Origin of the sequence: Spirillospora sp. NPDC029432 (genome assembly GCF_040703975.1) — a bacterium.
Taxonomy (GTDB): Bacteria; Actinomycetota; Actinomycetes; order Streptosporangiales; family Streptosporangiaceae; genus Spirillospora.
In genome coordinates this window covers 19,323-31,909 of the sequence record NZ_JBEZWH010000015.1, presented here as the reverse complement: position 1 = coordinate 31,909, position 12,587 = coordinate 19,323, and the positions used below count along the sequence as shown (strand labels likewise).

Sequence of the window (12,587 nt, the reverse complement as noted above, 5' to 3'; positions counted from 1 at the left end):
ACAGGGACGGGAACGGGGGACGGGTCAGCCGGGACGGGCGGCGGTGCTCTCCCGGACCACCAGCTCGGGTTCGACGGTGCGGCGCGGCGCCCCCTGGACGCCCGCGATGCGGTCCATGAGCAGCTGGAACGCGTGCCGCCCCACCTCGCCGAACGGCTGCCGGACGCTCGTCAGCGGGGGTGCGAAGAACGGCGCCTCCGGGACGTCGTCGAAGCCGGCCACGCTCACCTCCTCGGGGACGCGGCGGCCCGCCTCGCGCAGCGCGCGCAGCAGCCCGAGCGCCATCGGGTCGTTGGCGGCGAACACCGCCGTCACTTCCGGGTCGGCGGCCAGCAGCCGCCCCTGCTCGTATCCGGAGCGCGCGCTCCAGTCGCCCGGCAGCGGCTCGGGCACCGGGCGGCCCGCGGCCTCCAGGACCGCGCGCCAGCCCGCGACGCGCTCGCTCGCGTCGATCCAGTCGCCGGGCCCGGCCACGTGGTGCACCGTCGCGTGCCCCAGGCTCAGCAGGTGCCGGGTCACCCGCGCGGCGCCCGCGCGGTGGTCGACCGCCGCGACCGGGACCGGCAGGTCGTCGCCCGCGCCGACCACCACGGCGGGGAAGTCGGGCGGCAGCCCGCGCAGCCCCTCGGCCGCCGACCGGTGCGGCACGATGACGACGATGCCCTCCACCGACTGCGCGCGCAGCCGCTCCACCCCGTCCTGGACGGAGCGGCGGGTCAGCGAGCTGAGGCTGGCGATGCTGACGGTGTGCTCGGCCCGCCGCGCGGCCCGCTCGATCCCGTAGAGCGTCGAGGCGGGGCCGTACAGCGTGGTGTCGAAGCTGACCACGCCGAGCACCCGGGAGCGGCCGGTGACCAGCACCCGGGCGGCCGAGTTGGGCCGGTAGTCGAGCTCGCGCATCGCCGCGAGCACCCGGGCGCGGGTCTCGGGGCGGACCTTCTCGGGCGAGTTGAGGACGCGGGAGACCGTCATCGCCGACACCCCGGCCCGCGCGGCCACGTCCTCCATGACCGCGGCCCGGGGACGGGCGGCCGGGGCGCCGGGGGCGTCCGGGACGGCCGCGCCCGCGCCGCCGGCGGGAGAGGGGGCCGGGGGGACGGTCATGTGATCTCCTGCACACCGGGGTGGGTGGCCTCGATGTTTGCGCTAACGCGCGGCGGTGTCAATAGCCACGGCCAGACCCGTGATAGCGCGAACATCTCTCGCCGCCGCCCGGCGCAGGTCACGCGCGGGCCGCCCGCTCCGGGACGGCCCGCGCGGCCCGGCCGTTGCCCTCACCCGCTGACCGGCATGGCCTCCCGGGCCCGCTCCCGCGACTCCATCATCTGCTCGTGCACGCCGCGCGAGCCCCACTGCTCCTCCAGGCGCATCGCGCACCCCATCGCGAAGAACGTCGGCGCCCACTGGCCCACGAAGATCCCCCACCGGTCGGCGCGGTCGATCCCGGCCGGCTCGGCGTTGCGGGACATCACCCACGTGGCCATCGAGGCGCCGATGGACGCGAGGCCCATCCCGTACATCATGTTGGACGACAGTCCCATCTTGCGCAGCATGCCGAGCATGTGTTGCTCCCTTGAACCCGTTTCAGGTCGGTCCTTGCTGGAACGTCCCTTCCCGGGCCGCGTGCCGCTATGGCAATGCGCGTGTCAAGAAATATGCGCAGGTCAGGAGCGTGTCACGCCGGTGGCCGGGACGTCGGTCCGCGCCACGAAGGCGCGCCGCCCGCCCGGTACGCCCGTGCGGATCTCGCCGTCGCTCTCGTACGGGAAGGCGAACGGGATCCCGGCCGCCACGAGCGGCCGCGGGCCGTCCATCAGATGGAAGTGCAGGTGCGGCTCGGAGCTGTTGCCCGAGTTGCCGACCTCGCCGAGCGGGTCGCCGGCCCTGACCCGGTCGCCCTTGGCGACCCGGAGCGAGCCGCGCCGCAGGTGGGCGAACACCGCGTGCACGCCGTCGCCCAGGTCCAGGATCACATGGTTGCCGAGGATGAAGCGGCAGGACGACAGCGTCAGGAACGAGCCGATCTGCCGGAACACCATGCCCTCGACCAGCAGGTAGGCCAGGCCGGGCCAGGAGTCGCGGCTCCAGTGGTCGCGCTGCCACCCGCTCGCCGCCACCACGACGCCGCCGGCGGGCGCGGAGACCGGCCGCCCGAACGCCGGGAACGTCTCCGGGCGCGCCGCGAGCCGGCCGCGCCCCAGCGGCCTCCACTCCGCCGCCGGGTCGGGCGCGTGCACCAGATCGATCGCGTACGTCTGGCCGGCCTCGTGCGTGCCGTGGCTGGGGACCCTGTCGGCGGGGCTGTTGACCGGGATCCAGCGTCCCTCCAGCGGGCTGCGCACGACGACCGGCTCCCGCTCGGACGCGCCGGCCGGGACGAAGAACAGGATCAGGCCGAGCACGACGAGGACCGTCCCGGCCCAGAAGACCGCGCGGACGTCGTGGAGGTTCATGCTCAGGCCGAGGGCGATGCCCAGCAGCAGGACCGGGGTCCTGAAACGGGCGATTCTCTTCAACACTCCGCCTCCCTGTGCGGACGGGCGCTAGCGGCGGGCCGCCGCCAGCACCGTGAGGATCGGGACCACCCGCTCGCCCGGCACGGTGTACCGGCCGCGCGCCGTGGTGCGCAGCCATCCGGCCGCGACCAGCTGGCGCAGGTGGTGGTAGAGCTGCCCGGTCGTGCCGAGCCGCTCGTGCGCGGCGAGTTCGGCGGTGGTGCGGGCGCCGTGCAGGATCTCCCTGAGCAGCAGCAGCCGGACCGGGTGCGCCAGCGCGGAGAGCGCGTCGGCGGCCAGCGACCAGTCGTCGTCCAGCAGGTCCGCCGCGGGGTGCCCCTGCTGCCACTCGTAGTGCTCCCCGGCCGGCAGCGTCACGCTGCCCGTGAACAGCACGGCGCCCTGGTCGCCCGCGCGCTCCTTCAGCCCGTTCAACGCCCAGAACGTCTCGCCGTCGGGCGCCGGGGCGGCGGACTCCCCGGCCGCGGGGGCGGCCGGGTCTTCTTCCAGCCGCGCCACGCGTTCTTCCAGCCGTGCGAGCCGCTCCGCGAGCGTGCCGTCCTTCTCCGCTGTCACGATTCCATAATTACGTAGAAGCGTAATTCCATCAAGCCGGGCCGGTGGCGGCCCGCCGCCGCAGGGTTCCGGCCGCCCCGGGCGGGAAGGCTCGCCTGAGTCCTGTCCTTGATCGGAGGTACGCGACGTGCTGGACGACGCCGAGGCCGCGCGGATCGACGCCTGGTGGAGGGCGGCCAACTACCTGTCGGCCGGGCAGATCTACCTGCGCGCCAACCCGCTGCTGCGCGAGGAGCTGCGGCCCGAGCACATCAAGCCGCGGCTGCTGGGCCACTGGGGGACCTCACCGGGGCTCAACTTCTGCTACGCCCACCTGAACCGGGCGATCCGGGACCGCGACCTCGACATGATCTACATCATGGGGCCGGGGCACGGCGGCCCGTCGGCGGTGGCCAACGCCTGGCTGGAGGGCACCTACAGCGAGGTCTACCCGGACGTGTCGCGGGACGAGGCCGGGATGGCGCGGCTGTTCCGGCAGTTCTCCTATCCGGGCGGGATACCGAGCCACGTGGCGCCGGAGACGCCGGGCTCGATCCACGAGGGCGGGGAGCTGGGCTACTCGCTCGCGCACGCGTACGGGGCCGCGTTCGACAACCCGGACCTGGTGGTCGCGTGCATCGTGGGCGACGGCGAGGCCGAGACCGGGCCGCTGGCGGCGAGCTGGCACTCCACCAAGTTCCTGGACCCGGTACGGGACGGCGCGGTGCTGCCGATCCTGCACCTCAACGGCTACAAGATCGCCAATCCGTCCGTCCTGTCCCGGATCCCGGAAGAGGAGCTGGCGATGCTCCTGGAGGGGTACGGGCACCTGCCGTACCTGGTCGGCGGCGACGACCCCGCGTCGATGCACCGCGCGATGGCGTCGGCGGTCGACCAGGCGCTGGACGAGATCCGCCGCATCCAGGCGGGCGCCCGGGAGGGCGGTGCCGCCGGGCGGCGCCGCTGGCCGATGATCATCCTGCGCACGCCGAAGGGCTGGACCGGCCCGAAGGAGGTCGACGGCGTTCCGGTCGAGGGGACCTGGCGCGCGCACCAGGTCCCGCTGCCGGGCGTGCGCGAGAAGCCCGAGCACCTCGCGCAGCTGCGGGACTGGCTGCTGTCGTACCGGCCGGAGGAGCTGTTCGACGACGCCGGCCGCCCGCGGCCGGAGCTGGCCGGGCAGGCGCCCGCGGGCACGCGGCGGATGAGCGCCAACCCGCACGCCAACGGCGGCGAGCTGCTGCGCCCGCTGGTGTTGCCGGACTTCCGCGACTTCGCCGTCGCGGTCGACAAGCCGGGCGCCGGCACGGCCGAGCCGACCCGCGTGCTGGGCCGCTACCTGCGCGAGGTCGTGACGGCCAACCCGGACAACTTCCGCGTCATGGGGCCGGACGAGACCGCGTCCAACCGGCTGGACGCGGTCTTAGAGGTCACCGACCGGGTCTTCACCGGCGAACGGCTCGGCACCGACGAGCACCAGGGCCCGCACGGCCGGGTCATGGAGGTGCTCAGCGAGCACCTGTGCCAGGGCTGGCTGGAGGGCTACCTGCTGACCGGGCGGCACGGCCTGTTCAACAGCTACGAGGCGTTCGTCCACATCGTCGACTCGATGTTCAACCAGCACGCCAAGTGGCTGAAGGTCACCCGGGACCTGCCGTGGCGGCGGCCGATCGCCTCGCTCAACTACCTGCTGTCCTCGCACGTGTGGCGGCAGGACCACAACGGCTTCACCCACCAGGACCCCGGCTTCATGGACGTGGTGCTGAACAAGAAGCCGGAGATCGTCCGGGTCTACCTGCCGCCGGACGCCAACACGCTGCTGTCGGTGGGCGACCACTGCCTCCGCTCGCGCGACTACGTCAACGTCGTCGTCGCCGGGAAGCAGCCCACGCCCGCCTGGCTGACGATGGACGAGGCCGTCGCGCACTGCACCCGCGGCATCGGCATCTGGGAATGGGCCAGTACCGAAGAGGGCGCGGACCCGGACGTCGTGCTGGCCTGCGCGGGCGACGTGCCGACGCTGGAGACGCTCGCCGCCGCCGACCTGCTCCGCCGCCACTTCCCCGAGCTGCGCGTACGCGTGGTGAACGTGGTCGACCTGATGCGGCTGCAACCCGACACCGAGCATCCGCACGGGCTCCCGGACCGCGACTTCGACGCGCTCTTCACCACCGACAAGCCCGTCATCTTCGCCTTCCACGGCTACCCGTACCTGATCCACCGGCTCACCTACCGCCGGCACGGCCACGCCAACCTGCACGTGCGCGGCTACAAGGAGGAGGGCACCACCACCACGCCGTTCGACATGGTCATGCTGAACGACCTCGACCGCTTCCACCTGGTCATGGACGTCATCGACCGCGTCCCCGGCCTGGGCGGGCGGGTCGCGCACATCCGGCAGCGGATGGCCGACCGGCGGCTGGAGCTGCGCGCGTACACCCGCGAGCACGGCGAGGACGCCCCGGAAGTGCGCGACTGGACGTGGCCGTACTGAGCCGTGCTGGGCCGTATTGAGCCGTACTGAGCCGAGAGGGGGCACCGATGCGGGTGCTGACCGTCAACCCGGGATCCAGCAGCCTCAAGCTGAGCCTGCTCGACCACGACGACACCATCCTGAACACCCTGGACCTGGACTCCGGGCCGGCGGGGCGGGAGGCCGAGCGGCTGGCCGCGGCGGTGGCGAGGATCCCGGCGCCGGACGCGATCGGGCTGCGGTTCGTGCACGGCGGCCGGGACTTCACGCACCCCGCCGTGGTGGACGACGAGGTCGCCAAGCGGCTGCACACCCTCATCGACCTGGCGCCGCTGCACCAGCCGCAGTCGCTGTACGCGCTCGGCGAGCTGCGCCGGGCGATGCCGGGGGTGCCGGTCGTGGCCTGCTTCGACACCGCGTTCCACGCGGGCCTGCCGGAGGCCGCGGCGGCGTACGCGGTCCCGGTCGAGTGGCGGGAGCGGCACGGGCTGCGGCGGTACGGGTTCCACGGCCTGTCGTACGGCTACGCCCTGCGCCGGGCCGGGGAGCTGCTCGGCACCGATCCGGCCGGGCTCCGGTTCGTGCTGTTCCACCTCGGTTCCGGCGCGTCGCTCGCGGCGGTCGCGGGCGGCCGGCCGGTCGACACCACGATGGGGTTCACGCCGCTGGAGGGCCTGGTCATGGCCACCCGCGCCGGGAACCTCGATCCCGGCATCCCGCTGTGGCTGTGCAAGCACGGCGTGCCGGAGGGGGAGATCTCCGACGCGCTGGAGCACCGGTCCGGGCTTCGCGCCCTGGCCGGGACCGGTGACATGCGGGAGATCCGGGACCGCGCCGGGAAGGGCGACGAGGTGGCCGCGTTCGCCCTGGACGTCTACCACCACCGGCTGCGCGGCAGCGCCGCCGCGATGGCCGCCGCGATGGGGGGCGTGGACGCGCTGGTGTTCACCGGCGGTGTCGGCGAGCACGACGCCGCCGTCCGCGAGCGCGCCGCCGCCGACCTCGCCTTCCTCGGCGCGGCCGTCGACACCGCCGCCAACGCCGCGGCCCGCGGCGACGCCGAGGTCACCGCCCCCGGCGCGGCCGTCCGCACGCTGGTGGTCACCGCCCGCGAGGACCTGGAGATCGCCGCCGGCGTCCGCGCCGCCCTCGCCTGAAGGGACCAAAGGGCCCTGGCGCGGTCCGGCCGCTCCGCCGATGCTGAGGGCGGATGCTCCGCCGAGCGTACGGAGGGATCGATGGCCGGACCCGCCGTGCTGCGGTGCACGGGGCTGCGCAAGAGGTTCGGGGACCTCCAGGCGGTGGACGACCTGGGCTTCCACATCGCCGAGGGCGAGACCTACGGGCTGCTCGGCCCCAACGGGGCGGGCAAGACCACCTCCATCTCCATGATCGCCGGGATCCTGGCCCGGGACGCCGGCGAGATCCTGCTCGACGGCACCCCGCTGACGGCCGCGAGCGTCGGCCCGAAGGCCGGGATCGGGTACGTGCCGCAGGAGCTGGCGATCTACCCCGACCTGTCCGGCGCCGAGAACCTCGCGTTCTTCGCCCGGCTGTACGGCATGTCGCGGGGCGAGGCGCGGCGGCGGGTGGCCGAGGTCCTGGAGACGGTCGGGCTGGCCGACCGCGCGAAGGACCGGGCCAAGCACTACTCGGGCGGCATGAAGCGCCGGCTGAACATTGCCGTCGGGATGCTGCACCGGCCGCGGCTGCTGATCCTGGACGAGCCCACGGCGGGCGTGGACCCGCAGAGCCGCAACGCCATCCTGGAGAGCGTCGGGCGGCTGGCCGGCGGCGGCATGGCCGTCCTGTACACCACGCACTACATGGAGGAGGCCGAGCGGCTTTGCGACCGCGTCGGGATCATCGACGCCGGGAGCCTCCGGGCCGAGGGCACCCAGCGGGAGCTGGTGGCGCTGGTGGAGGAGCGCGACCGGGTCGCGCTCGGCGCGGGCGGCGACCTCGCGGCGGCGGCCGCCGCGCTCGCGGAGATCCCCGGCGTCGAGCGCGCCGACCGGCGGGAGGACGGCCTGGAGCTGGCCCTCGACGACGCCCGCGACCGGCTGCCGGAGATCCTGCGGGTGGCCGCCAAGGCCGGCGCGGCCGTGCGGTCGGTGTCGGTGACCGAGCCCGACCTGGAGACGGTGTTCCTGCACCTCACCGGCAGGGCGCTGCGGGACCGCGCATGAGGGCGGCGCTGCTCATCACGGCCAAGGACCTCCGGCAGCGCACCCGCGACCTGTCCCTGCCGATGTACGCGCTGCTGCTCCCGCTCGCGCTCGCCTTCGTCTTCGACCTGACGATGGGCGCGGCCTCGGGCGGCGAGCGGTTCCGGTACGTGGTCGCCGACGCCGACGGGGGCCCGGCGGCGGCGCGGTTCGTGGACGCGGTGCTGCGGCCGGTGGAGCGGGCGGGCGTGATCGAGCTGCGCACCGCCCGTACCGCGGAGGAGGCCCGCCGGATCGTCGACGAGGGCGACGCGGCGGCCGCGTTCGTGGTCCCCGCCGGGTTCTCGGCCCAGGTGGCGGCCGGGCGGGCCGCGGAGCTGCGGGTGATCGGCAGCGCCGAGTCCACCACCGGGACGCAGGTGGCCCGCTCCCTCGCCACCTCCTACGCCGCCGAGGTGCGCGCCGTGCGGCTGGCCGTCGCGGTCGCCGCCGGCGGCCGCCCCGACCCGGCGGAGGCGCGGGACCTGGCGGCGCGGGCCGCCGCCGTACCGGCTCCGGTGGCGGTCGAGGACCGGACCGCCGCGAACCGGCAGCTGAGCGTCGGGACGTACATGGCGGCGGGCATGGCGGTGTTCTTCCTCTTCTTCACCGTGCAGTTCGGCGTGACCGGGCTGCTGGAGGAGCGCGCGCACGGCACGATGCCGCGGCTGCTGGCGGCGCCGATACGGCCGGTCGCCGTCCTCGCGGGCAAGATGCTCACGAGCGTGCTCGTCGGGCTGGCGAGCATGGCGGTGCTGGTCACCGCGACGACGCTGCTGCTGGGCGCGAGCTGGGGCGATCCGCTCGGCGTGGCGCTGCTGGTGGCCGCGGGCGTGCTCGCCGCCACCGGGATCATGGCGATCCTGGCCGCGGTGGCGCGTACCCCGGAGCAGGCGTCCGGCTGGCAGGCGGCCGTCGCGGTGTCGCTGGGCGCGCTGGGCGGCGCGTTCTTCCCCGTCGCGCAGATCGGCGGGATCGTGGCCGCGCTCGGCCTGCTGACCCCGCACCACTGGTTCATGCGGGGGCTGGCGGACCTGGCCGGCGGCGCCGGCCCGGCGGCGGCGCTGCCGGCCGCCGGCGCGATGCTGCTGTTCGCGGCGGCGACCGGCGGCCCCGCCCTGCTGCTCCTGGGAAGGACGCTGCGCGCATGAAGCCCCTCGCGATCGCCGGGACGGAGCTGCGCGTCCTGCTGCGCGACCGGAGCAGCCTGTTCTTCCTCTTCCTGCTGCCGATGGGCCTCATCCTCGTGCTCGGCGCGACGTTCGGCGGGTCGTACGAGCCCCGCCTCGGCGTGGTCGACCAGGGCCGCGGCGAGCTGTCCGGCGCGCTGGTCCGCGAGCTGGACGCGATCGACGGCGTGCGGGTCGAGCGGATCGGCGGCGCGGCGGAGCTGCGCACCGCCGTGGAGCGCGGCCGGCTCCAGGCCGGGGTGGTCGTCCCGGCCGGGTACGACGCGGCCCTGCGCGGGGACGGCCGTACCGGGGTCGAGCTGCTGGCCCGGCCGGACCAGGACGGCATGCGGCTGGGCCCCGCCGTGCGCGCAGCCGTGGCCCGCCAGGGGGAGCGGCTGCGCGCTGCGCGGTTCGCGCGGAACGAGCAGAACGTCCCGCTGCCGCGGGCGCTCGCGGCGACCGATCTCATCGCGCCCCGGGTGCCCGGCGTCGAGGTCCGTACCGTGACCGCGGGGGAGGACCCGTTCCCCGAGACGATGGGCCGGTTCACCGAGGGCGCGGCGGGCCAGCTGCTGCTGTTCGTCTTCCTGACCTCGCTCACCGGCACCGCGGTGCTGATCGAGGGCCGCCGGACGGGCGTGATCCGCCGGATGCTCGCCACCCCGACCGCGGTCCGCACGATCCTGTTCGGCGCGGCGCTCGGGCGGTTCGGGATCGCGCTGCTGCAGGGCGTGTTCATCATGGCCGGCTCGGCGCTGATTTTCGGCGTCGACTGGGGCGCCCCGCTGCCCGCCGTGCTGGTCGTGCTGATGTTCTGCCTGGTCGGCAGCGGTGCCGCGATGGTCGCCGGCGCCGTGCTGCGGACCGAGCAGCAGGCCGGGGCGATCGGGGTGCTGCTCGGCCTCGGGCTGGCCGCGCTCGGCGGCTCGATGATGCCGCTGGAGTTCTTCTCGCCGGCCATGATGGCCGTCGCCCGGCTCACCCCGCACGCCTGGGGCAACGAGGCCCTCGCCGAGCTGACCCGGCACGGCGGCGGGCTGGCCGACGTGCTGCCGGAACTGGCCGTCCTGGGCGCGTACGCCCTCGTCCTCTTCACGGCGGGCACGTACCTGCTGCGCCGCTCCCTGATGCGCGACTCGGCGCCCGGCTGACCGGGCCGGGGCGACCGCGGCCCGGCGGGCCTGCCGCTCCGCCGCGGCCGGTTCCGGCACGGCGGAGCGAACGTGGTGATCTCCCGCCGCGCACGGGGTAGGCCACTCGCGTGCAGTCGTACGTGGCGGTGCTCGCCCTGCTGGGGCTTCTCGGCGCCCTGATCTCGGCGGTCCATGCCCTCGGCGCGCTCCTCGCGGCCGGCGGGCCGGTGCGCGCGGCCCCGTACCTGTCGGGCGGCCGCCCGGCGGAGCACGCGGTGTCGCGCTACCACGTGCGCTGGTACGCGGTGACGACGGTCTTCCTGGCCTTCGACATGGAGATGATCTTCATGTACCCGTGGGCGCTGGTCGTGGCGTCGATCGGGACCAAGGCCGTCGTCGAGATGTTCCTGTTCCTCGGCCTTCTCATGGTGGGCGTGCTGTACGCCTGGCGCGAGGGGGCCTTCCGGTGGGCCTGACCGGCCGCCTGGCCGCCTACGCCGCCGCGCGCCCGCGCCCGTTCGCGGTCGCCGTTCCCGGCGGGACGCGGGCCCGGCTCCTGGTGGAGTCCGAGCTGCGCCGCCGCGCCTGGATCCCGGCGTCCGGCCCGATGGAGTCCGCCCTCCTCGTCGTCTGCGGCGATCCGGGCCCGGCGCTGGCCGGGGCAGTGGACGCGGTCTGGGCCGGTCTCCCCGCGCCCCGCGCCAGGGTCGCGGTGCCGCCGGACGCCACGGAGGCGGACGTCCGCGCCGCCCTGGACCGCCCCATCGGCTTCGACGACATCGCCGAGGATCATGCGGGCGAGCACACAGAGCACACGGAACACACAGAGAACACTGGGCACGAGCACGCGGGACACACGGGGCACGGCGGGCATGAGGGGCACATGATGGGCGCCCCAGGCGGGGTGGCGATGGCCGAGCGGGCGCCCGACCGGGACGGGCTGAAGCTCGACGTGCTGCACGTCCCGCTCGGGCCGGTGCTGGCGGACTGGCCGGCGGGGCTGCGGGTGCGGGTCGCGATGCAGGGCGACGTCGTCCAGCGGGCCGAGGCCGAGGTGATGGGCGGGGCGGGCGGCGGGCGCTTCTGGGACGCGCCGTGGCTCGCGGCCGCGGCGGGGGGGCGGGTGGCGAGGGGCGAGGCGGAGCGGCGGCGGGCGGCGTCGCTTCTCGACGGGCTCGCCCGCTTCCTGGCCGTCGCGGGGTGGCGGGGCCAGGCCGAGCGTGCCCGGCGGCTGCGCGACGGCGTGCTGGCCGGGGCGCCGGACGAGGAGCTGCGGGCGTCCTTCGCGCGCTTCGCCCGCCGTACCGGGCGCTCGCGGACGCTGCGCTGGATGATCCGCGGGCTGGGCGCCGTGGACCGCGCCGCCGTGGAGCGGTACGGGCTCGCCGGGTTCGTCGCACGGCATCCCGGTGACGCGGTGACGCGGCTGCACGCCCGCCTGGCCGAGATCGGCGAGTCCCTCGCCCTGCTCGGCGACCGTACGGCGCTCGCGGACGGCGAGGGCCCGCGCGGGCCGGTGGGAAGCGCGCCGAGCGCGGCGACGCTGGCCGCGCTGCCGGATCTGCTCGCGGGCGCGGAGCTGTCCGCGGCGCGGCTGATCGTGGCCGATCTCGATCCCGACCCCGACCAGATCGGGGCGGCGCATGAGTGAGACGCCGGTGTGGGCCGTGGTCGCGCTGCCGGTGGCGCTGGGCCTGCTCGCGTACGCGGCGGCCGTGCTGGACGCGGCGTTCCGCGTCCCCCTGCGGGCCGCCCTGGACGAGCCGCTGCGCGGCGCCGCCCGCATGCTCGTCCAGCAGCGGCGGGCGACGCTCGCCGCCGACCGGCTCCTGACGCGCGCGGGGGTGGTCGCGCTGCCCGCCGCCGCGCTGCTGGCCGCCGTGGTGGTCCCGATGGGCACGGTCGCGGTGGCGCCGATGGCCGCCGGCGTCGTGTGGTTCAACGCGATGGAGGTCGCGGTCTGGGGCGCGGTGTGGCTGGTCGGCTGGGGCACCAACTCGGCGTACGCGCTGGTCGGCGGCTACCGCTTCCTCGCGCAGGGGCTGGCGTACGAGCTGCCGCACATGTTCGCCCTCATCACCGCGGCGCTGGGCGCGGGCTCGCTGGACCTGGCGCGGATCGCCGCCGCCCAGCACGGGCTGTGGTTCGCGGTCTGGATGCCGGTCGCGTTCGCCGTCTACCTGATCTCGGCGCTGGCGATCGCGTTCCGGGGGCCGCTGGATCATCCGGTGGGGGACGACATCGCGGGAGGGGCGGCCGTGGAGCTGTCCGGCCCCGACCGGCTGGTGTGGACGGCCGGCCGGTACGCGCTGCTCGCGGCGGTCGCGGCGGCGGCCGTACCGCTGTTCCTGGGCGGCGGCGCGGGCCCGCTGCTGCCGGCGCCCGCGTGGTCGCTGGTCAAGACCGCCGCCGTGCTGGCGCTGCTGGTGTGGGCGGGGCACCGGCTGCCGGTGGTGCGCGCGGACCGGTTCATGGGGGTCGCGTGGACGGTGCTCGTCCCGGCCGCGCTGCTGCAGATGCTCGTCGTCGGAATCGTCGTCCTGGACTGAGGG

At 75.3% G+C, this 12,587-nt stretch carries 12 protein-coding genes; 8 read left to right on the top strand and 4 right to left on the bottom strand.

The annotated features are described in order from the left end of the window. Positions 1–24: 24 nt before the first annotated feature. From AB0881_RS14635 to AB0881_RS14620, 4 genes are all read right to left on the bottom strand, one after another. Entirely contained in the window at positions 25–1,104 is a 1,080-nt protein-coding gene (locus AB0881_RS14635; RefSeq protein ID WP_366617244.1) for a LacI family DNA-binding transcriptional regulator, read from the bottom strand. A gap of 170 nt (positions 1,105–1,274) precedes the next feature. Further along, positions 1,275–1,562: a hypothetical protein gene (locus AB0881_RS14630; protein ID WP_366617242.1), complete on the bottom strand. Its 288-nt coding sequence runs from the start codon at positions 1,560–1,562 to the stop codon at positions 1,275–1,277. A 102-nt stretch (positions 1,563–1,664) separates the two neighbouring features. Beyond that, positions 1,665–2,519, bottom strand: a complete 855-nt coding sequence (locus AB0881_RS14625; protein WP_366617240.1) for a M23 family metallopeptidase — start codon at positions 2,517–2,519, stop codon at positions 1,665–1,667. 24 nt (positions 2,520–2,543) lie between these two features. Further along, positions 2,544–3,071 carry a winged helix-turn-helix domain-containing protein gene (locus tag AB0881_RS14620; protein ID WP_366617238.1) on the bottom strand — a complete coding sequence of 176 codons (528 nt, stop codon included), beginning with the start codon at positions 3,069–3,071 and terminating at the stop codon, positions 2,544–2,546. Positions 3,072–3,198: 127 nt separating this feature from the next. Here AB0881_RS14620 and AB0881_RS14615 point away from each other — a divergent pair, with 127 nt between their 5' ends. The 8 genes from AB0881_RS14615 to AB0881_RS14580 all read left to right on the top strand — a co-directional run bounded on the left by AB0881_RS14615 (position 3,199) and on the right by AB0881_RS14580 (position 12,584). Further along, positions 3,199–5,544 carry a phosphoketolase family protein gene (locus AB0881_RS14615; RefSeq protein ID WP_366617237.1) on the top strand — a complete coding sequence of 782 codons (2,346 nt, stop codon included), beginning with the start codon at positions 3,199–3,201 and terminating at the stop codon, positions 5,542–5,544. 47 nt (positions 5,545–5,591) lie between these two features. Beyond that, entirely contained in the window at positions 5,592–6,680 is a 1,089-nt protein-coding gene (locus AB0881_RS14610; RefSeq protein WP_366617236.1) for an acetate/propionate family kinase, read from the top strand. Between the two features lie 81 nt (positions 6,681–6,761). Continuing rightward, positions 6,762–7,712: an ABC transporter ATP-binding protein gene (locus AB0881_RS14605; protein WP_366617235.1), complete on the top strand. Its 951-nt coding sequence runs from the start codon at positions 6,762–6,764 to the stop codon at positions 7,710–7,712. Next, positions 7,709–8,881, top strand: coding sequence for an ABC transporter permease (locus AB0881_RS14600; RefSeq protein ID WP_366617234.1), 1,173 nt, complete (start codon positions 7,709–7,711; stop codon positions 8,879–8,881). The genes AB0881_RS14605 and AB0881_RS14600 overlap by 4 nt, the downstream gene beginning before the upstream one ends. Next, the gene (locus tag AB0881_RS14595; RefSeq protein WP_366617233.1) at positions 8,878–10,053 is read left to right on the top strand and encodes an ABC transporter permease; all 1,176 of its coding nucleotides are present in this window, start codon (positions 8,878–8,880) and stop codon (positions 10,051–10,053) included. Before AB0881_RS14600 ends, AB0881_RS14595 begins: the two co-directional genes overlap by 4 nt. A 110-nt stretch (positions 10,054–10,163) precedes the next feature. Further along, on the top strand, positions 10,164–10,511 hold the full coding sequence (locus AB0881_RS14590) for an NADH-quinone oxidoreductase subunit A (RefSeq protein ID WP_366617232.1): 348 nt from the start codon (positions 10,164–10,166) through the stop codon (positions 10,509–10,511). Next, positions 10,502–11,686 carry a hypothetical protein gene (locus AB0881_RS14585; RefSeq protein ID WP_366617230.1) on the top strand — a complete coding sequence of 395 codons (1,185 nt, stop codon included), beginning with the start codon at positions 10,502–10,504 and terminating at the stop codon, positions 11,684–11,686. The genes AB0881_RS14590 and AB0881_RS14585 overlap by 10 nt, the downstream gene beginning before the upstream one ends. After that, positions 11,679–12,584 (top strand): complex I subunit 1 family protein, encoded by a 906-nt coding sequence (locus AB0881_RS14580; protein ID WP_366617229.1) that lies wholly within the window; start codon positions 11,679–11,681, stop codon positions 12,582–12,584. The genes AB0881_RS14585 and AB0881_RS14580 overlap by 8 nt, the downstream gene beginning before the upstream one ends. Positions 12,585–12,587: the final 3 nt, after the last annotated feature.